Here is a 19,942-nt window from a genome sequence, read left to right on the forward strand (position 1 = left end):
CTTCTGCTCTTTTAGCTCCTGGCAAGGTCGTCGTCCAGTGTGGCTCTCCTATACTGAGGCCTGAAGTCCAACCGGGAGCTCGCCCATGTTCAGCATGATGGAAGCCGCCCGCCTCGAGGCCCTGCATCTGGCCGAGGATCCGGCCAGCGGTCTCAAGGCCGTTATCGCCATTCACAACACCCGTTTCGGGCCAGCGCTCGGCGGTTGTCGCTACCTACCCTATGCCGATGAACAGAGCGCCATTGGCGATGCCATCCGCCTTGCCCAGGGTATGAGCTACAAGGCGGCGTTGGCTGGGGTCGATCACGGTGGCGGCAAGGCGGTGATCATCCGCCCGGCTCATCTGCAGAGCCGCGCCGCGCTGTTCGAAGCCTTCGGTCGTTTTATCGAAACCCTTAATGGCCGTTACATCACCGCCATCGACAGTGGCACTTCCAGCGCCGACATGGATTGCATCGCCCAGTACACCCATCACGCTACCAGTACGACCAGCGAGGGTGATCCGTCACCGCACACCGCCTTGGGTGTGTTCGCGGGCATCCGCGCTACCGCCCAGGCGCGTCTTGGCAGCGATGATCTGGAAGGGCTGCGAGTCGCTGTTCAGGGGCTGGGCAATGTCGGTTTCGCCCTGGCCGAAGCGCTGCATGCCGCGGGCGTGGAACTGTTGGTGAGCGACCTCGATGCCGGGCGTGTGCAACTGGCCGTCGAGCAACTGGGGGCGCATCCGATTACCAGCGATGCGTTGCTCACCACGCCCTGCGACATTCTCGCGCCCTGTGGCCTGGGTGGTGTGCTGAATGCGCAGACGGTTGCCCATCTACGTTGCGCTGCGGTGGCAGGGGCTGCCAACAATCAGTTGGCCGGCCCTGAAGTGGCCGATCAGCTGGAAGCTCGCGGAATTCTCTACGCGCCGGATTACGTGCTCAATGCCGGAGGACTGATCTACGTGGCGCTGCGTCATCGCGGCGAGGATCTAGCGGCGATCACCGCGCACCTGGCGCAGATCAGCCGGCGCCTGACTGAAATCTACGCCCATGCGCAGGCTGAAAAGCGATCCCCGGCGCGCGTTGCCGACCACCTCGCCGAGCGCCTGCTGTACGACGCGTAGTCGCTAGCCGAGGCTTGCGCGGTCAATGAGCGTCGAATTCGCCCTGATAGCACACCGGCGAACTCGGCGAATCATGGCGCAGTAGTTCCTCTTCGAGAAAATCGGCCAGCACACGTGCGTTGTTGTGCGTTTCGTCGCGTGCCGCATAGAGCAGCGTCACCGTGCCCTGTGAGGCCCGGTGCAGCAGGCGCTGCCAGTGTTCGGGGTGGGCGCACAATTCGCGGCGGTAGGCCGTACGGAACGCCTCGAAGGCCTCGGCGCGGTGGGCGAAGGACTTGCGCAGTTCAGTGGAGGGCGCGACATCGGGTAGCCATTCATCGAGCGCCAGGGCATCTTTGGACATACCGCGAGGCCAGAGGCGGTCGACCAGCACGCGCTGCCCGTCGCTGGCCTCGGCCTTGAGATAAACCCGCTTGCACTGGATCATGGAACTGCCTCCTGCGCCTGCGGCAATGCCGCACTTGGCGCGGTTTGCCGGCTCGATTAGCGTGTGTAGGGGAGGAGTCACCATGGACTATTTCATCATCGTCGTCACCACGGCCGCCGGCCTGTACTTTCACTGGTGGCTGTTTCGCCGTATTCGTCAGTGGACCGATCGTGACCTGGCGCTGTCTTTCGCCGAAGGTAACGAGCACAAGCGTCAGTACATGCTGGAACAGTTGGCCCGTGCCCGACGTGAGGGTGTAAAGCGGCGGGACTTGCCGGTCTGGCTGGAGCAGGCCGCAGCGCATTATCCAGTCAGTAACCCATAGGTCGAGGCCCCGTTGGCGGAACGAGGCCGCGGTTCCTGGTCATTCGCTGGCGGTGTCGATTTCCAGTTCGTCGAGCGCGTCAGGCTGGCTCTTGAACGCCTTGGCAAAGACGTCGCGATTCTTGGCCATGAAGATACCCAGCTCCTCGCCCTGTTCCTCGCTCAGGGACGGCACCGCCTTGTGCAGAACCTCGCTCAGGCGCTCGGCCAGTTCCAGCATCTTGTCGTAACGGTCGGCTTCGGCCTTATCCATGAACAAGCGCTCCGGATCGCGGCTGCTGCGGTACACCACTTCGACGGCCATTCATCACCTCGTCTGCCTTCATGCGTGTTGATCAGTAATTAACTGGTTTTTTGTACAGTGGTTGCGAGAATAAAGGACTCGCTGCCGTTTGGCCAGTATTGAGTTGATCGGCCTTCCCGGTGATTCGTTGAGTGAGGTCCTTGATTTCTGACTGGACTCGGCAGAAGCGCACCGCGCGCAACAGGCATGGTGACAGTATTTTTCAAATGCAATATATTCGCATTCGTTTCTGACCTGTCCCATGGAACACTCTCGGCGATGGCCCAACCCCTTCCAGGCGATTCCCTCGCAACGCTCTATCGTGGCCATCACTGCTGGCTGCTCGGCTGGCTGCGCCAGCGTCTGGCCTGTCCGCAGCAGGCAGCCGATCTGGCTCAGGATACCTTCGTGCGCCTGCTGGTGCAGCGCGAGGCGCAGGCTCCGCGTGAGCCGCGGGCCTTTCTCGCCACGGTCGCCCGTGGCCTGCTGATCGATCACTACCGCCGTGCCAGTCTGGAGCGTGCCTACCTGGACGCCTTGGCGCAGTTGCCCGAGCCAGAGGTGCCGTCACCGGAGAGCCAGGCGCTGGTCATGGAGACCCTGTTGGCCATCGACCGGCTGCTTGACGGTCTCAAGCCGGTGGTACGCGAAGCCTTCCTGCTGTCGCAACTGGACGGCCTGACCTATCCGCAGATCGCCGAGCGGCTGGGCCTGTCGGTCAGTTCCATCCAGCAGTACATGACCCAGGCCTTCACTCATTGCTACCGGGTGGCCTACGCATGAGTGCGCTCGACGAGACGGTGCAGCAGGCGATTGCCTGGCGCGTGCGCCTCGCGTCGGGTATCGCCACGGCGCAGGAGTTACGGCTGTGCGCCGACTGGCGGGCAGCCGATCCGCAGCACGAGCAGGCCTGGCAGCGCCTGGAGCACCTGGGCCAGCAGTTTGCCGGGGTCTCGGCGCCGCTGGCCAGGCAGACGTTGGCGGGTGCTCAAGTGGATCGTCAGCGGCGCCGCGCGCTCAAGCAACTGGGCCTGTTCGGCAGCCTGGTGGCCTCCGGGGTGCTGGGCCAGCACCTGCAGCCCTGGCAGCCGTTGCTGGCGCAACAACGTACCGGCACCGGTGAGCGGCGCCGCCTGCAGTTGGCCGATGGCGGCACACTGCACCTCAACAGCGATACCGCGCTGGATATCCACTACAGCAACGAGCGCCGCTTGATCCAGCTGTATCAGGGCGAGATCCTCGTACAGACCGCCGCCGACCCGCTCGGTCGGCCGTTCCTGGTGAGTACCGAGCAGGGCTTGCTACGCGCCCTCGGCACCCGTTTCCAGGTGCGCCAGCAGACGGATGGCTGTGAGCTGGCGGTCTATGAGGGGGCGGTCGAGGCGCGGCCCAGGGGTGGCGTGGCGCAGCGCATCGAGGTTGGCCAGCGAGTGCAGTTGAGCGCTGGCGCGCTGCACGAGTTGGGCACTGCCAATGTCGATCGTGGGCGCTGGGTCGATGGTCTGCTGGTGGCCCACGACATGCCGCTGGCGGAGTTTCTCGCCGAGCTGGGTCGCCAGCGACCGGGCGTGCTGCGCTGTGCGCCGGAGGTGGCCGGGTTGCGTATCTCCGGGGTCTTCCCGCTGGACGACAGCGACCGTGTGGTGGCGATGCTGGCGCGTACCCTACCGGTGCGGGTGGTCTATCGCACCCGTTATTGGGTCAGTCTGCAGGCTGCATGAAATTAATTCTCAAATTCTTTTGCAGTTTTTTCTCGTTCGTCCGGCTTCTCAGGCAATCGTTACCTAACGCTATGCCGAAGGAGTCGTCATGTCCCGCGTTGTCCGTCGTTCCCAGCCCCTGGCACGTGCCGTGCGCGCAGCGCTGCTGAGCCTCAGCTTGCCACTGGCGTTGTTGCCCGTGGTGACCCCGGCCTGGGCCGCGCAGTCTTATCAGGTCAGTGCCGGGGCCCTGGATGCGGCGCTTACCGAATTCGCCCGGCAGTCCGGCGTGCTGCTCAGCTTCGACCCGGCGCTGACCCGCGGACGCAGCAGCTCCGGCCTGCAAGGGCACTATTCGCTGGAGCAGGGCTTCGCCCAATTGCTGGTCGGCAGTGGCCTGCGCGTGGTACTGGACGGGCAGGGCGACTATCGCCTCGAGCCGGCGCCGCAAGCGGCAGCTGACAGCCTCGAGCTGCAGAGCCAGACCGTGACCGCCCAGCCGGCTGAGCGCGCCAACGGCCCGGTCGGCAGCTATGTCGCCAGCCGCAGCGCTACCGCCACCAAGACCGACACGCCGCTGCTGGAAACTCCACAGGCGATCAGCGTGATCAGTCGCGAGCAGATGGATGCCCGCGGCGTCACCACCCTGGAAGAGGCGCTGCGCTACACCCCGAGCATCAGCGTGCCCTACGGCTTCGACACCCGTTACGACTGGTTCAGCATCCGTGGTTTCGATGCCAAGACCCGGGTATTTCGCGACGGCCTGGTGCAACCGACCAGCACCTACGGCCTGCCGCGTCTGGACAGCTGGGCGATGGAGCGCATCGAGGTGCTGCGTGGTCCGGCGTCGGTGCTCTATGGCCAGGCCGAGCCTGGCGGCATCGTCAACCAGGTGAGCAAGCGGCCCAGCGAAACGGCGCGCAATGAAGTGCGTTTACGCGCCGGTAGCGACGATCTGGCGGAGCTGGCCGGCGACTTCGGCGGGGCGTTGAGCGACGACGGTTCGCTGCTCTATCGGGTGGTGATGCTCGGTAACGACGCCAACGCCCAGGTCGACAAGACCGGCATGCAGCGGCAGATGCTGGCGCCCAGCCTGACCTGGCGGCCGAACGCCGACACCGAGCTGACAGTCCAGGCCGCCTACCAGAAGGATGACGGGCGTTACGGCTTCAGTACTCACTTTTCGCCGTACCTGCGTGACACCTTCAACCTGCCCTACGACCGCGATCCTGACTTCTTCGATGGCGAGCCGGATTTCAACGACTTCCAGCGCAGCTATTATTCCGTCGGCTATCAGTTGTCACACCGTCTCAATGACACCTGGACCCTGCGGCAGAATCTGCGCTACGACGAGACCAACCTGGAATACAGCTACATCAACGCCTATGCCGTGTTGCCGTCCGATGGCCGCACCCTGCTGCGCAGCGCCGGCGTGCAGGACGAACACATGAGTGGTTGGGGCGTGGACAACCAGGCCGAAGCCAGTTTCGCCACCGGCAGCGTCGAGCACAACCTGTTGCTCGGCCTCGACTGGCGCCGCAGTCGTTCCAACGAGGCGGCCTATTATGGCGCCACGGTGCCGCCGCTGGATCTGCTCGAACCGCAGTACGGTCGGCCACTCGTATCGCCTGCCATCGATCGCAAGCAGAGCCTGCTGACTCGCCAGACCGGCCTCTACCTGCAGGACCAACTCAAGCTCGGCGACCACTGGCGGCTGTTGCTTGGTGGTCGCTACGACTGGGCGCAGAACCAAATCGACGACGCTCTGCAGGCCGACAGCAAGACAACCAGCGAAGCATTCAGCGGTCGCGCAGGGCTGGTCTATGTGTTCGACAACGGCCTGGCGCCCTATGTCAGCTACAGCGAATCGTTCAACCCGGTCAGCGGCAGCGATACCCTCACGGGCAAGCCGTTCGACCCGGAGCGTGGCAAGCAGTACGAAATCGGCGTGAAGTACCAGCCTGAGGGCGCGCGCAGTTTCGTCAGCCTGGCACTGTTCGACCTGACCAAGCAGGACTACGTGCTCAATGACAGCAGCAGTGATCCGGGGCGCACCCTGCGCCGCCAAGTGGGGGAGGTCAGCTCGCGCGGCATCGAACTGGAAGCCTTGGCCAGCCTGGCCGAAGGCCTGGATCTGAGTGCCTTCTACAGCTACACCGACGCTTTCGTCAGCAAGAGCCCCAACGCCTGGGAAAAGGACAGTCGCCTGCCACGTACCCCACGTGATTCGGCCGGCGTCTGGCTCGACTACACCCAGCTCAGTGGGGCACTCAAGGGCTTCGGCGGCGGTATCGGCGTGCGCTACGTCGGCGAGAGCCGGTATACCGGGCGCAACGCCGCGCTGGCGTTCAACCCGACGCTGGAACCCATCGTCAGCGTCGAGTCCGAGGCCTACACCCTGGTCGATGCCAGCCTGCACTATCAACTCGATCGCATGCGCCTGGCGCTCAACGCCAGCAACCTGCTGGACAAGGAATACGACACCTCCTGCAGCGAAGTGACCTGTTACTACGGCTACGGTCGCACCCTGACTGCCAGCGCCAGCTACAGCTGGTGAGTGCAGACGGCCGCCGGATGGCGGCCGTTTTACGTCTGGTGTTGCACATGAAAACGCTATTGAAGACCGGCGCTCGGTCACAGGGCGTTCGCCAGCATTCCGATCATTCACACAAGAGTTGGCCATGAAGATGACCCGCTGGAATATCGCTTCGCGGATCCTGGCCGCACTGTTCGGTGGCTATGCCCTGGCCTACGGGTTTACCGCGTTCTTCTCCGTCTACCTGCCGCTGACGCGCGCTGACCGTGTGGTGTTCGCCAGCCTGCTGTGCTTTGCCGTATGGAGCGCTGCAGCGATCTATGCGTTCGCTGCGCGCAGCGCCCTGCGTGCCTGGCTGCTGCTGGTGGGGCTGACAGTGTTGGCGTGTCTGGCTGCCTTCCTGCCCGCCGAATTCGGAGCGCGCCCATGAGCCTGCGTCAATCCATGGCCGGTTTGCACACCTGGGGCGGCCTGCTGCCCAGCTGGCTGCTGTTCGTCGTCCTGTTCAGCGGCACCGTGGCCTGCTTCGAAAAGGAACTAGAGCGCTGGATGCGCCCGGCGCTGCACCTGCCGCAGGGCTCCACGCTGAGCGCCGAGCAGTTGCGTGGCTGGCTGCAGGCCAACGTCACGGACGAACTGCACGCCTTCTGGCTGCGTCCACCGAGCGAGCGTGCTCCGTTCTGGCAACTGGCCTGGGAGGTCGACGGCAGTGAGCATATCGAGCGCCGCACCTTCGCCCCGCACGGTCTGCAACCCTTGACCGAAACCCAGGGCGGCGAGTTCTTCTTCAAGCTGCACTATGAGCTGCACGGCGGCATGCTCGGGCGCTATCTGGTTGGTCTGGCCGGCATGTTCATGCTGGTGGCGCTGATCTCGGGGGTGATCATCCACCGGCGCATCTTCAAGGATTTCTTCACCCTGCGCCCGGCAGCCAACGGCCAGCGCGCCTGGCTGGACGCGCACAACCTGTTCGGCGTGGCTGGCTTACCCTTTCACCTGCTGATGGCCTACACCGGCGTGGCGATCTTCGTCGCCTCCTACATGCCGGCTGGCGTTCAGGTGGCTTACAAGAGCGACCTCACTCACTTCTTCAGCGAGGTGATGGGCGGATATCACCGCGAGGAGCTGCATCGTCCGGCGGCTGCAGCGGTTTCCCTTGATACGCTGATCGAGCAGGCGCGCACGCGCTGGCAGGGCGGCGAGCCGGGCTGGATCAGCGTGCATCACCCGGACGATGCCTCGGCAGTGGTGGAGATGCGCCGCGCGGATAGTTCGCGCATCGCCAACCCGGCCGATACGCTGACTTTCGATGCCGGCACCGGCGAATTGCTGCATGAACAGCGCGCGCCAGCCGGCTACAGCACCTACCTGTGGTTGGCTGGCCTGCATATGGCCCAGTTCGGCGGCGCTCTGGTGCGGGCGGTCTATCTGCTGCTGGGGTTAGCCGGCTGCGCCATGCTGGTAGCCGGCAGCCGGGTCTGGCTGAGCAAACGTGCGGCCCGTGGCGGTCAGGGTATTGGTGTGGTGCGTGCGCTCAACGGTGCGGTGTTCGTCGGCCTGCCGCTGGCCAGCCTGGCTCTGCTGTGGGGCAATCGCCTGCTGCCAGAGAATCTGCCTGCGCGGGCCGGTTGGGAGGGCTGGGGGTTCGTCGCCAGTTGGTTGCTGCTGGCGGTGTGGGCAGTGCTGCGTCGGCACAGCCCGCACCTGCTGCGTCAGCAACTGGCCCTCGGCGCGCTGCTGGCTCTAGGGCTGCCGCTGCTGTCCGGGCTGCTGGCGCCGCAGGGTCATCTGCTGGCCAGCCTGGCACGCGGTGACTGGGCGTTGGCCGGTATCGATCTGTTCCTGTTGCTGACTGGCCTGCTCTGCGGCTTGTGCGTTTGGTGTCTGGGCGTACCGTCGGCGCTGCAGGTCAGGCCGGCGCAGGCATCGCGCGAGCCGGTCGGGGAGGTGCGCTGATGCTGCTCGCTTTTGCCTTGGCCTATCTCGGCATGTTGGCCCTGTGCCTGGCCATGTCGCGTCATCACAAAGCGTTGCTCGGTGGCGAGCCCGGGGCTTTGCGTCAGCGCGTTCTGCGCTGGGCTGCAGCGCTCTGCTTCGCGCTTGCCCTGGGTTTGTGCAGCCTGAGCCAGGGTGGCGAGATCGGCGCGGTGCTGTGGCTGTGCCAACTGATGCTCGCCGCACTGCTGCTGGTCGCCGTGCTGGCCTGGCGTCTGCGCTGGGCTGTGCCGGTCGCGGCGCCGCTCCTGGCGAGCGGGATGCTCAGTTGGTGGCTCTGAAAGGCCTGCGGCAATCCGCGCCTGTGTCTTTGCGTCACATCCCTGCATCATCCTGAAGCTGGTGTTTTTCCTGCATGATCGCTGGGGACGGGCCTCCATTTCGGATGTCCGGGCCGTTATGCAGGGCTTTGGGGAGTGACACGATGAATTGGGCGGAACGTCTGCGTATGGGCATGCATGGCCTGGCGGAATCCTTGGGTAATCTGCTGATGGAGGCCTTCCATTACCTGGCGCTGTTCGCCATCGGGGCGATCACGGCCTGGGCGGGGGTGATGACCTTCATCGGCATGCTGGAGAAGGGCCATATCACGGTCGATGACATTCTGCTGCTGTTCATCTACCTGGAATTGGCGGCGATGGTGGGGATCTATTTCAAGACCAACCACATGCCGATTCGCTTCATGATCTACGTGGCGATCACTGCATTGACTCGTTTGCTGATTTCCGACATTTCCCACACCCACAAGCCGAGCTGGGGTGTGGTGATGGTGTCGGGGGCGATCCTGCTGCTGGCGCTGGCGATCCTGGTAGTGCGTTACGCCTCGTCACGCTTTCCGGCCGTGGCCGGCCCGCACCCGCGCAGCAAGGCGCGCAACCGTGAGGATGCCGAGGCCGAGCGCGACGATACCTCGGATTGAGTCGCCGTTGCGCTGTCAATCGAGCGGCGCGAACAGCGCCGCCAGATCGTCTTCGTCGAGTTGCCACTGGCCCTGGCTGCCGCCGTCGAGCACGCCTTTGGCCAGACTGGCCTTGGCTTGCTGGAGTTGCTGGATCTTCTCTTCGACGCTGCCACGGGCGATCAGCTTGTAGACGAACACCGGCTTGTCCTGGCCGATGCGGTAGGCGCGGTCGCTGGCCTGGGCTTCGGCGGCCGGGTTCCACCAGGGATCGAAGTGGATCACCGTGTCGGCGGCGGTCAGGTTGAGGCCGCTGCCGCCGGCCTTGAGGCTGATCAGGAACACCGGAAACTCTCCCGCCTGGAAGCGTTGTACCGGTGTGCGTCGGTCCTGGGTGCTGCCGGTCAGCTTGGCGTAGGCGATCTTGCGGGCCTGCAGCTCTGCCTCGATCAGCGTCAGCATCGAGGTGAACTGAGAGAACAGCAGCACGCGGCGGCCTTCGTCCACCAGTTCCTGAAGCATATCCAGAAGGGCGCTGAGCTTGCCGGAATCGTTTGCGCTCAACTCGCCGTTATCCTCTCCGAGCAGGCGCAGATCGCAGCAGCTCTGGCGCAAGCGCAGCAGCGCCTCGAGGATGACGATATGGCTGCGCGCCAGGCCCTGGCGGGTGATTTCCTCGCGCACCTTCTGGTCCATCGCCAGGCGCAAGGTTTCGTAGCGGTCGCGCTGCAGCTGGGTCAGCTCGACCCATTGGGTTATCTCGGTCTTCGGCGGCAGTTCGCTGGCCACCTGTTCCTTGTTGCGGCGCAGCAGGAAGGGGCGGATGCGCCCGTTCAGATGAGCGAGGCGATGGCCGTCGCCGCGTTTCTCGATGGGCGTGCGGTAATCGCGGGTGAAGGCCTTGGCGTCGCCGAGCCAACCCGGCATGAGGAAGTGGAACAGTGACCACAGCTCGCCCAGGTGGTTTTCCAGTGGCGTGCCGGTCAGGCACAGGCGCAGCTCGGCCTGTATCTGAGCCGCTGCGGTGGCCGCCTTGCTGCGCGGGTTCTTGATGTTCTGCGCTTCGTCGAGGATCAGCAGGCGGTAGCGGTGTTGATTCAGCGCCTTGAGGTCGCGTGGCAGCAGGGCGTAGGTGGTCAGGATCAGGTCGTGCTCGGTGATCTCTTCGAAAAGCGCCTTGCGCTTGCTGCCATGCAGTGCCAGTACGCGCAACTGTGGGGTGAAGCGCGCCGCTTCATCCTGCCAGTTGGGAATCAGGCTGGTGGGCATGACGATCAGCGCGGGCTTGTCGAGACGACCCGCCTGTTTCTCGCAGAGGATATGCGCCAGGGTCTGCAAGGTCTTGCCCAGACCCATGTCGTCGGCCAGCACGCCACCGACGCGCAGTTCGGCCAGGGTCTGCATCCAGTTCATGCCCTGCAACTGATAGCTGCGCAGTTCGGCCTGCAAGCCCGCGGGTGGTGAAACTTCACGCACTGCCAGACTCTGCAGGCGTTGGGCGAAACCGCGCAGTTCATCGCCGCCTTGCCAGCTGAGTTCAGGACCCTGCGCCAGTTCGGCCAGGCGCGCGGCGTCGGCGCGACCCAGGCGCAGCGGCAGGTGGTCTTCGCCGGGGTCGCGGAAATACAGCTCGCCGAGTGTGGCCAACAATGGCTTGAGGCGGGCGAAGGGCAGAGCGATGCGTTTGCCGCTTTGCGGCAGGTTGACCAGCAGGCGATCTTCGTCGGCGCGCTGGGCCAGTGCCTCGGGCGCCAGCAGCCAGGGCGTGCGGCGAATGGCCTGGAGCAGGATCGGCAGCAGGCTCAGGCGCTGCCCTTCGACTTCGATGCCCAGCTCCAGATCGAACCAGTTCTGCTGCGGGTCTTCCTCGACCTCGGCATACCAGTCATCGACCTCGGTGAGGTTGTACTGGAAGTCGGGGCGCATGTGGATCTGCCAGCCTTCGGCGCGCAATTGCGGCAGTTGCTGCTGGACGAAATCCAGCCAGTCGCGCTCGCGTTCCAGCTCGAACGGCTCGCCAGCTTCGGCCGGTAGCGCTTCGCTCTGGCGCAGGGCTACCTGCAGACCGAGGCTTTCCAGGCGTTTGCGCAGCGTGGCTTCGGCTGCTCCGTCACGGATCAGGCGCAGGTTGGTTTGCTCATCCAGGCGCTTGACCAGGTCCTTGGCCGGCTTGCCGAAGACCTTGTGCCCGGCATAGTCGAAGGCCAGTGCGGCGCGGTGCTGGGTTTGTTCCTGCATGCGTCCCTTGCGTGCGTCGAAATGCACGCGCACCTGGCTGCCGAGGCTGAGGACGGCGGTGGGGGCAAGGCCTTCGAGGCGCGTTTCAGCCAGCTCCTTGTCCAGCACGATGATGTCTGACAGGTCGCTGCCGGCGCGCTGCTGAGCTTCAAGGGTGAGAAGGGCGGCAACCACGTGCTTGCAGTTGAAACCGACCGGGCAGTTGCAGTGGCCGGTCACGCTCCATTTGCGCCCATAAGGATGCAGCGTGATGCGTTGCTGGTAGGTCTGCCCACCTGAGCCCCGGCAATTGGCGAGCAGGCTGTGGTCCTTGAGGCTGAGCAGTTTGCTGCGCTTTTCTTCGGCGTAGCCGGTGCCACGGCGCAGGTCGCCCGCGCCGAATTCGGAACGCCAGTCTTCCTGGCGTAACAGGTGGATATCCAGAGGCATCAGCGAAGCCTCGTGGCTAAAGGGAATGGGCGCATGACTGGGCCGTGGCAATGCAAAGCCGCAGATTTTCGCATAGCCGCGTGACGATTAGCAGGCGTGGCGCAGAGATTGCCGACGGCAGGGCGGGTGGCGGCTTTCTCCCGCCCTATACGAATGCAGCGCGGTACTGTCTGGGCGTTGCACCCAATGCCTGGCGAAAACGGTTGCTGAAATGGCTGGCGCTGGCGAAGCCGCAGGCCAATGCCACCTCGCTCAGAGCAGGGGCTGGCTGACGTAGCATCTGGCAGGCTCGCGCCAGACGCCGAGCCAGCACGTAACGATGAGGTGGCAGGCCGAAGCTGCTCTGGAACATGCGCGCGAAGTGGTATTCCGACAGCGCACAGAGTGCGGCCAGTTGGCTCAGCGGCAGCGGCGTGTCCAGGTGCTGCTCGATGAACTCGCGCACACGCCGACGTTGCTGCGGTGCCAGTCCACCCCTGAGACGCAGCCCCTGACGTTGGCCAACCTGGTTGAGCAGGGCATGGTCGAGCAACTGGTGCGCCAGGCTGCTGGCCAGCAGGCGTTCGCCCGGCTCCTGCCAGTCGAGGGTGCACAGCTGGCGGAAGCGCGCGGACTGTTCGGCGTCTTCGAGGAAGGTCGCTTCTTCCAGTTGCAGGCTGCGCGGCTCGCGATCGAGCAGGGCAACCGCGCCAAGGGCGAACTGCTCCTGCTCTATATAGAGGTGGGCAAGCTGAATCTCGCCATTGATGATCCACGCCGACTGGTGTTCGGCCGGCAGGATGCACAGTTTGTCTGGCGCGCCCTTGTTGCCGGGCTGCTCGCGGCGAAAGGTGCCAGTGCCGCCGCTGAGGTAGCACGACAGCGTGTGATGGCTGGGGGCAAGGTAGTCACGCGCATCATGAGCGTTGCTCCAGCGGGCCACGGCCATGCCGTTGCCCAGCTCGGCCATCGCGTGTAGCCGAGCGTTGGGCGAGCGGCTCATGCTCTGGAATACCTGCAGATGTTCGAATTGCGCCATCACCTTCTCCCGAATGCAGCCATGCTACGCCTGCCAGTAGGCAAAACCAGAGGCGAAGAAAAAAATGCGCAAGTTTGTGAAATTCTGGGGTCGTAATTTCTGGAACGCCTTTCAATAGTGCTTAAGTTTTTTTGCGCCAACTCGCGGCGCGGCACGAGGACTCGGAGTATCGTGGTGGCCATTCAAACAATGATTCGCATCCCGGTGCCGTTCCCGATGAAATACCTGCGTCAGTTCGCTCTTGCCTCTGCCTTGATTACCCCCAGCCTGCTGGTTGCTGCGCCTTCGATCGATGATAAATCGGCCTTCATCGCCGACCTGGTAGGTCGCATGACACTTGAGGAAAAGGTCGGCCAATTGCGCCTGATCAGCATCGGCGGTGACATGCCGCGTGAGCGCATCCGCGAGGAGATGGCGGCGGGTCGCATCGGCGCCACCTTCAACTCGGTGGTGCGACCGGAGAATCGCCCGATGCAGGAGGCTGCCCTGCGTAGCCGCCTGGGCATCCCGGTGTTCTTCGCCTACGACATCATCCATGGTCATCGCACTACCTTCCCCATCGGCCTGGGCCTGGCGTCCAGCTGGGACATTCCTGCCATCGAGAACAGCGCCCGGATCGCGGCTTTCGAAGCCAGTGCCGATGGCCTGGACATGACGTTCGCGCCGACCGTCGACATCTCCCGCGATCCACGCTGGGGACGCACTTCCGAGGGTTTCGGCGAAGACCCCTACCTGGTTTCTCGTATCGCCACGGCCATGGTGCATGGCTTTCAGGGTAAGGATCCCAGCGACCCGCAGCGCATCATGGCCAGCGTCAAGCACTTCGCCCTGTATGGCGCGGTGGAGGGCGGGCGCGACTACAACGTGGTCGACATGAGCCCGATGCGCATGTACCAGGACTACCTGCCGCCTTATCGCGCCGCCATCGATGCTGGCGCCGGCGGGGTTATGGTGGCGCTGAACGCGATCAATGGTGTCCCTGCTTCGGCCAATACCTGGCTGCTGCGTGATTTGCTGCGCCGCGACTGGGGCTTCAAGGGGGTGGCGCTCAGCGATCATGGCGCGATCACCGAGCTGCTGCGCCATGGTGTGGCAGCCGATGGCCGCGAGGCGGCAAAACTGGCCGTCACCGCAGGTGTTGGGATGAGCATGGCCGACACGCTCTACGATCAGGAGCTGCCGGCGCTGGTGCGCAGCGGCGCGGTACCTCAGAGCGTGCTGGATGAGGCCGTCACCCATGTGCTGAACACCAAGTACGACCTCGGCCTGTTCCACGATCCGTTCCGCCGTATCGGCCGCGCCGAGGACGATCCCGCCGACGTCAATGCCGAAAGCCGACTGCACCGCGCCGATGCGCGGGCCATGGCGCGCGACTCCCTGGTGCTGCTGGAAAACCATGGCGACACGCTGCCCCTGAGCAAGAAGACCACTGTAGCGTTGATCGGTCCGCTGGCCGATTCGCCGGTGGACATGCTCGGCAGTTGGTCAGCGGTGGGCGTGGCCGAGCAGGCGGTGACCCTGCGCAAGGGCATGGAAGCGGCGCTCAACGGGCAGGGCAAGCTGCTCTACGCCGTTGGCGCCAACGTCACCGACGATGCCCATGTGATCAATTACCTCAATCAGCTCAACTGGGATCGCCCGGAAGTCGTGCTGGACAAGCGCACCCCGCAGGCGATGCTGGAGGAGGCGGTGCGTGTGGCAGCCCAGGCCGACGTCATCGTTGCTGCAGTGGGCGAAGCGCGCGGTATGTCCCACGAGTCGTCCAGTCGCACCCGGTTGGACCTGCCGGACAGCCAGCAGGCTCTGTTGCGCGCGCTCAAGGCCACCGGCAAACCGCTGGTGCTGGTGCTGATGAACGGTCGACCGCTGGCGCTGGGTTGGGAGAAGGAAAACGCCGATGCGATGCTGGAGACCTGGTACAGCGGTATAGAGGGTGGCAACGCCATCGCCGACGTGCTGTTCGGTGAGCACAACCCCGCCGGCAAACTACCGATCACCTTTCCGCGTTCGGTCGGGCAGATTCCCACCTACTACAATCATCTGCGCCTGGGCCGCCCATACACGCCCGGCACGCCTGGCAACTACACCTCGCAGTATTTCGAGGAGCCCAACGGTCCGCTGTATCCGTTCGGCTATGGTTTGAGCTACAGCGATTTCCAGCTGTCGGCGCCGAAGCTGTCTGCCGAGCGCATGGCACCGGGCGAGAAGATTCGCGTCAGCGTCACGCTCAAGAACGCCGGACCAAGGGCTGGCTCCACCGTCGTGCAACTGTATCTGCACGACGAGGCCGCCTCGGTGATCCGTCCGGTGAAGGAACTCAAGGATTTTCGCAGGGTCAAGCTTGGGGCAGGCGAGGCACGCGAGCTGAGTTTCGAGATCGACGAAGCCATGCTGCGTTTCTACAACGCCGGCCTGCAGCATGTCAGCGAGCCAGGTGCCTTCCGTGTCCAGCTAGGGCTGGACTCGGAGAGCGTGCAGGAGGCGCGTTTCGAATTGTTGCCACGCCAATGAGGGTGTGGCCCTAGGAGGCGAAAATATACTCGCTCGAGCACCTGTGCCGGACTTCACGATCTGGTAATAATGCGCAGAAAGAATCCGCGCATGCGGAGACGTCACCGTTCGGTTGGCTGTCTGCATTGTGCTCGCGCTGTATTTGTACCCTTCGCCCGTTTTCAACTCTCTGCAGCGGCCGCCCCCGGGCTTGCCGCTGCTTGTCAGTACGTGTTGCCCTGGAGGCTGTGTGTCGATGAGTCGTTGTTCTGGAGCCCGTATGGGCAAGGCCGGCAAGCTGGCCCTTTGTGTGCTCCCCCTGCTGTTCGCTGCCCAGGGCTGGGCCTTCGATCTGGATGATGTGGCGGTAAAGGCCAAGGCGCTTGCTGCCGAACGCTACAATGCGCCGCAAAGCAATCTGCCGGCTGCGCTGCGCGAATTGCCGTTCGCTGGCTATCAGAAAGTGCGCTTCCTTGAGGAAAAAGCACACTGGGCTGATGGCAAGACGCCGTTCCGGCTGTACTTCTTCCACCAGGGCATGCACTTCGATGTGCCGGTGAAGATCAACGAAGTGACCGCCGAAGGCACCCAGGAAATCAAGTACGACCCGTCGATGTTCGACTTCGGCGATCTCAACCTGAACCCGGATGACCTCAAGGATCTGGGCTTCGCCGGCTTCAAGGTGATCAACGAGATCAATACCAATGGTCGGCACGATGAGGTGATGAGCGTGCTGGGCGCCAGTTACTTCCGCATCGTCGGCAAAGGGCAGGTGTTCGGCCTTTCCGCGCGTGGCCTAGCCATCGACACCGCGTTGCCATCGGGTGAAGAGTTCCCGCGTTTCAGCGAGTTCTGGATCGAGAAGCCGCAGCCCGATCGCCGCAGCCTGGTGATCTACGCACTGCTCGACTCGCCGCGCGCCACCGGCGCTTACCGCATGGAAATCAAACCGGGGCGCGACAGCGTGCTCGAGGTGCAATCGAAGGTCTACCTGCGTGAGAACGTCGAAAAGCTCGGCATCGCGCCGCTGACCAGCATGTACCTGTTCGGGGCCAACCAGCCCTGGCCGCGCCCGAATTACCGCCCGCAACTGCATGACTCCGATGGCTTGGCCATCCATGCCGGCAATGGCGAGTGGATCTGGCGTCCGCTGAACAACCCGCAGCGTCTGAACGTCAGCAGCTATCGTATCGACAACCCGCGTGGTTTCGGTTTGATGCAGCGTGGCCGTGACTTCAACCAGTACCAGGATCTTGATGACCGCTACGAGCTGCGCCCGAGCGGTTGGGTGGAAACCGTCGGTGACTGGGGCGCCGGTCATGTCGAACTGGTGGAGATTCCCACGCCGGACGAAACCAACGACAACATCGTCGCCCTTTGGCGCCCCGAGAGGCTGCCGGCACCGGGCGAGTCGCTGGATGTGGCCTATCGCCTACACTTCAGCCGTGACGACGCCAAACTGCACGATCCGCAACTGGCCATGGTCAGCCAGACCCGGCTTTCGGAGGGTGATATCAAGCAGGCCAACCTGATTCGTCAGTCCGATGGCAGTACCGCGCTGGTGGTCGATTTCGTCGGTGAGGAGCTGGCCAAGCGTTCGCCTGACGCGGCGCCGACTGTTCAGGTCAGCGTCGATGGCAACGCCGAGTTGCTGGAAGACAGCCTGCGTTACAACCCGGTCAGCAAAGGCTGGCGCCTGATGTTGCGCATCAAGGTCAAGAACCCGGCGCAGCCGGTGGAGATGCGCGCTGCCCTGGTCGAGGACGGCAAGCCCTTGTCGGAAACCTGGAGCTATCAGCTGCCTTCCCATGAATAACACTCTAGACCCTATGCAAATCCAGGAGTATCTGGGAGAACTGCCGCTCGATCATGAGCGGCAGCAGGCCTTGGCTGATCGCGTCGAAGAGGAGGGCGGCGATCTTGCGACACTGCATCGCGCCCTGCACGAGGACGATCAGCTAGCGACCGAGCCCCAGGAGGAAACCCGCGAGATGCTCGACTCGGTGCCAGCCCGCCTGGCATTGGGCTGGCCGGATGCGCTCGAGCGCGGTTGCCGTATCGTCCAGGATCATCAGGGCCGTCCGACCATCGATTCGACGCCGCCGATCAAGCGCACGCGCATGGTGCCGGAGCCTTGGCAGATCAACATCCTCGATCGTGGCTGGCGCCGTCTGAAAGGCGAGAAACCTGCGCCGCGGCCGCGTACGCGTGAGAGCGAAGACTTCGCCGAAGAACGTTGGCGGCATGTTGCGGCGGTGCGCCGAACCGCACTGCTGGTGCTGATGATCACGCAGACGGTGGTCGCCACCTGGTACATGAAGTCGGTGCTGCCTTATCAGGGCTGGTCGCTGGTCGATCTTGGCCTAGTGTTCGACCAGCCGCTGCGCGAGTCAGCGCGGCAGATCCTGCCGTACGTGGTGCAGACCAGTATCCTGGCATTGTTCGCCCTGCTGTTCTGCTGGGTGTCGATGGGTTTCTGGACCGCGCTGATGGGCTTCTTCCAGCTGCTCAAGGGGCGTGATCGCTATAGCATCTCCGCGAGCAGTTGTGGTGATGAACCGATCTCGCCACGGGCGCGTACCGCACTGGTGATGCCGATCGCCAACGAGCACGTGCCGCGTGTCTTCGCCGGCCTGCGCGCGACGTTCGAATCGCTCAAGGCTACCGGGCAGCTCGATCATTTCGACTTCTTCGTTCTCAGCGATAGCAACGACCCGGATATCTGCGTGGCCGAACAACAGGCCTGGATGGAGTTGTGCCGCGAAGTGGAAGGCTTCGGCCATATCTTCTATCGCCGCCGTCGGCGTCGGGTGAAACGCAAGAGCGGCAACATCGACGACTTCTGTCGGCGCTGGGGCAGCAACTATCGCTACATGGTAGTGCTCGATGCCGACAGCGTGATGAGCGGCGATTGCCTGACCCGCCTGGTGCGCCTGATGGAGGCCAACCCCGGGGCTGGCATTATCCAGACCGCACCCAAGGCATCGGGCATGGACACCCTGTACGCGCGCCTGCAACAGTTCGCCACCAGCGTCTACGGACCGCTGTTCACCGCAGGGCTCAACTTCTGGCAGCTGGGTGAATCGCACTACTGGGGCCACAACGCGATCATTCGGGTCAAACCCTTCATCGAGCACTGCGCTTTGGCGCCCTTGCCGGGCACTGGTTCTTTCGCTGGCGCGATCCTCTCCCACGACTTCGTCGAAGCCGCGCTGATGCGTCGTGCCGGTTGGGGTGTGTGGATCGCCTACGACCTGCCGGGTAGTTATGAAGAGCTGCCACCGAACCTGCTCGACGAGCTCAAGCGCGACCGTCGCTGGTGCCACGGCAACCTGATGAACTTCCGGCTGTTCCTGGTGCGTGGCATGCACGCCGTGCATCGCGTGGTGTTCCTCACCGGCGTCATGTCCTACCTGTCGGCGCCGCTGTGGCTGTTGTTCCTAGTGCTGTCGACCTGTCTGCTGGCGATCCATACGCTGATGGTGCCGGAGTACTTCCTGCAGCCCAATCAGCTCTACCCGTTGTGGCCGCGCTGGCAACCCGAAGAGGCCGTGGCGCTGTTCTCGGCGACCATGACGCTGCTGTTCCTGCCCAAGCTGCTCAGTGTGCTGCTGATCTGGATCAAGGGCGCGGAAGCCTACGGTGGTCGTACGCGGGTGCTGCTGTCGATGCTCCTGGAGGCCTCCTGCTCGGTTCTGCTCGCACCTGTGCGCATGCTGTTCCACAGCCTGTTCGTCACCGCTGCTTTCCTCGGCTGGTCGGTGCAGTGGAACTCGCCGCAGCGTGTGGATGACTCGACCCCCTGGAGCGAAGCGTTCCGTCGTCACGGTACCCAGGTGCTGATCGGTATCAGCTGGACGGCACTCGTGGCCTGGCTCAACCCGGACTTCCTCTGGTGGCTGGCGCCTATCGTGGTGTCGCTGGTGCTGTCGCCTGTGGTGTCGGTGCTGACCAGTCGTACCGCGCCAGGACTGGCAGCGCGGCGCAGCAAGCTGTTTCTGATACCGGAGGAGCACAAGGTGCCAGTGGAGCTGAGCAACACCTCCGAGTACGAGCAACTGAACAGTTCGCGTGCGCTGCGCAAGGGCTTCCTGCGTGCCGTGGTCGATCCGCTGTACAACGCTCTGGTCTGCGCAATGGCCCGGGCCCGCCATGCCAAGGTGGTGCCCGCCGCCGAAGCGCTGCGCGAAGCGCGTATCGAGGAAATCCTCAGTGCCGGGCCTGAAGGCAAGGTCGAGGCAACCCGCTGGCGTCTGCTCAACGATCCTGACGGCATGGCGCGTTTGCATGCGCGCATCTGGCAGGAACCGCAATATCACGCCTGGCGCGAAGCGCTGCGCGACCCCTGATCATCACCGCAGGCTTCAGTCTCGACTGGAGCCTGCGGTGATGTCTTTCTGACATCCCTGCTAACATCTCTTCTGATCATGACGCCTGCTGGCGCGGCACCATTGGCTCTGGAATGGGTCTTTGGCTCAGGTGGCGGCATGAGGCCG

16 protein-coding genes are annotated in these 19,942 nt (G+C 63.9%); 12 read left to right on the forward strand and 4 right to left on the reverse strand.

Going from position 1 to position 19,942, the window contains the following annotated elements; all coding sequences use genetic code 11:
- Positions 1-85: 85 nt before the first annotated feature.
- On the forward strand, positions 86-1,108 hold the full coding sequence (locus CXP40_RS15565) for a Glu/Leu/Phe/Val dehydrogenase dimerization domain-containing protein (RefSeq protein ID WP_106734494.1): 1,023 nt from the start codon (positions 86-88) through the stop codon (positions 1,106-1,108).
- A 22-nt stretch (positions 1,109-1,130) separates the two neighbouring features.
- On the opposite strand, the gene CXP40_RS15570 is transcribed toward CXP40_RS15565, so the two are convergent.
- Positions 1,131-1,535 carry a DUF488 domain-containing protein gene (locus tag CXP40_RS15570; protein WP_106734495.1) on the reverse strand — a complete coding sequence of 135 codons (405 nt, stop codon included), beginning with the start codon at positions 1,533-1,535 and terminating at the stop codon, positions 1,131-1,133.
- Positions 1,536-1,617: 82 nt separating this feature from the next.
- Here CXP40_RS15570 and CXP40_RS15575 point away from each other — a divergent pair, with 82 nt between their 5' ends.
- Positions 1,618-1,860 (forward strand): hypothetical protein, encoded by a 243-nt coding sequence (locus CXP40_RS15575; protein WP_106734496.1) that lies wholly within the window; start codon positions 1,618-1,620, stop codon positions 1,858-1,860.
- A gap of 39 nt (positions 1,861-1,899) precedes the next feature.
- Here the strand turns inward: CXP40_RS15575 and CXP40_RS15580 are convergent, their stop codons facing one another.
- Positions 1,900-2,163, reverse strand: a complete 264-nt coding sequence (locus CXP40_RS15580) for a YebG family protein (protein ID WP_013716633.1) — start codon at positions 2,161-2,163, stop codon at positions 1,900-1,902.
- A gap of 258 nt (positions 2,164-2,421) precedes the next feature.
- Here CXP40_RS15580 and CXP40_RS15585 point away from each other — a divergent pair, with 258 nt between their 5' ends.
- The 7 genes from CXP40_RS15585 to CXP40_RS15615 all read left to right on the forward strand — a co-directional run bounded on the left by CXP40_RS15585 (position 2,422) and on the right by CXP40_RS15615 (position 9,292).
- On the forward strand, positions 2,422-2,925 hold the full coding sequence (locus CXP40_RS15585) for a sigma-70 family RNA polymerase sigma factor (RefSeq protein ID WP_106734497.1): 504 nt from the start codon (positions 2,422-2,424) through the stop codon (positions 2,923-2,925).
- The gene (locus tag CXP40_RS15590) at positions 2,922-3,863 is read left to right on the forward strand and encodes a FecR domain-containing protein (RefSeq protein ID WP_106734498.1); all 942 of its coding nucleotides are present in this window, start codon (positions 2,922-2,924) and stop codon (positions 3,861-3,863) included. The genes CXP40_RS15585 and CXP40_RS15590 overlap by 4 nt, the downstream gene beginning before the upstream one ends.
- Before the next feature lie 88 nt (positions 3,864-3,951).
- Complete coding sequence (locus CXP40_RS15595) at positions 3,952-6,399, forward strand: TonB-dependent siderophore receptor (protein ID WP_106734499.1); 2,448 nt, start codon at positions 3,952-3,954, stop codon at positions 6,397-6,399.
- A gap of 124 nt (positions 6,400-6,523) precedes the next feature.
- Entirely contained in the window at positions 6,524-6,808 is a 285-nt protein-coding gene (locus CXP40_RS15600; RefSeq protein WP_106734500.1) for a DUF3649 domain-containing protein, read from the forward strand.
- A complete protein-coding gene (locus CXP40_RS15605) occupies positions 6,805-8,334 on the forward strand; it encodes a PepSY domain-containing protein (RefSeq protein WP_106734501.1) in 1,530 nt (509 codons plus the stop codon). Before CXP40_RS15600 ends, CXP40_RS15605 begins: the two co-directional genes overlap by 4 nt.
- Entirely contained in the window at positions 8,334-8,654 is a 321-nt protein-coding gene (locus CXP40_RS15610; RefSeq protein ID WP_371916965.1) for a DUF3325 domain-containing protein, read from the forward strand. Before CXP40_RS15605 ends, CXP40_RS15610 begins: the two co-directional genes overlap by 1 nt.
- Before the next feature lie 143 nt (positions 8,655-8,797).
- Positions 8,798-9,292: a phosphate-starvation-inducible protein PsiE gene (locus tag CXP40_RS15615; RefSeq protein WP_106734502.1), complete on the forward strand. Its 495-nt coding sequence runs from the start codon at positions 8,798-8,800 to the stop codon at positions 9,290-9,292.
- 15 nt (positions 9,293-9,307) lie between these two features.
- On the opposite strand, the gene CXP40_RS15620 is transcribed toward CXP40_RS15615, so the two are convergent.
- Together CXP40_RS15620 and CXP40_RS15625 are read right to left on the reverse strand one after the other, a co-directional pair.
- The gene (locus tag CXP40_RS15620) at positions 9,308-11,938 is read right to left on the reverse strand and encodes a DEAD/DEAH box helicase (RefSeq protein WP_106734503.1); all 2,631 of its coding nucleotides are present in this window, start codon (positions 11,936-11,938) and stop codon (positions 9,308-9,310) included.
- Positions 11,939-12,083: 145 nt separating this feature from the next.
- Positions 12,084-12,956: a helix-turn-helix domain-containing protein gene (locus tag CXP40_RS15625; protein WP_106734504.1), complete on the reverse strand. Its 873-nt coding sequence runs from the start codon at positions 12,954-12,956 to the stop codon at positions 12,084-12,086.
- 216 nt (positions 12,957-13,172) lie between these two features.
- Between CXP40_RS15625 and bglX the strand changes: the two genes are divergently transcribed.
- From bglX to mdoH, 3 genes are all read left to right on the forward strand, one after another.
- Positions 13,173-15,467: a beta-glucosidase BglX gene (bglX, locus tag CXP40_RS15630; protein WP_177429682.1), complete on the forward strand. Its 2,295-nt coding sequence runs from the start codon at positions 13,173-13,175 to the stop codon at positions 15,465-15,467.
- A 259-nt stretch (positions 15,468-15,726) separates the two neighbouring features.
- Positions 15,727-17,262, forward strand: coding sequence for a glucan biosynthesis protein G (locus tag CXP40_RS15635; RefSeq protein ID WP_106734505.1), 1,536 nt, complete (start codon positions 15,727-15,729; stop codon positions 17,260-17,262).
- Entirely contained in the window at positions 17,255-19,795 is a 2,541-nt protein-coding gene (gene mdoH, locus CXP40_RS15640; RefSeq protein ID WP_106734506.1) for a glucans biosynthesis glucosyltransferase MdoH, read from the forward strand. Before CXP40_RS15635 ends, mdoH begins: the two co-directional genes overlap by 8 nt.
- The last annotated feature ends 147 nt before the right edge of the window (positions 19,796-19,942 follow it).

The sequence above is a fragment of the Pseudomonas sp. YY-1 genome, assembly GCF_002843095.1.
GTDB lineage: Bacteria > Pseudomonadota > Gammaproteobacteria > Pseudomonadales > Pseudomonadaceae > Aquipseudomonas > Aquipseudomonas sediminis_A.